Origin of the sequence: Flavonifractor sp. DFI.6.63 (assembly GCF_024462255.1) — a bacterium.
Classification (GTDB): Bacteria; Bacillota; Clostridia; order Oscillospirales; family Oscillospiraceae; genus Lawsonibacter_A; species Lawsonibacter_A hominis.
Genome location: NZ_JANGBE010000158.1, coordinates 1 through 255 on the forward strand (window position 1 = coordinate 1; position 255 = coordinate 255).

General features: G+C 52.5%; 1 rRNA gene. It reads left to right on the forward strand.

What is annotated here, in order from left to right:
* Window positions 1–255, forward strand: a 23S ribosomal RNA gene (locus NE547_RS18740); the annotation flags it as partial.

A 255-nucleotide genomic window follows, 5' to 3' on the forward strand; every position in this document is an offset into this window, starting at 1 on the left:
AAGAGTGCGTAATAGCTCACTGGTCGAGTGACTCTGCGCGGAAAATATAACGGGGCTAAGCATGTAACCGAAGCTTGGGCTTGTCTTAGGACAGGGGTAGGGGAGCGTCGAATACGGGGTGAAGTCGCAGCGGAAGCAGCGGTGGACTGTATTCGAGTGAGAATGCCGGAATGAGTAGCGAGAATTATGTGGGAATCATAATGGCCGAAAATCTAAGGTTTCTTGGGGAAGGTTCGTCCGCCCAAGGTAAGCCGG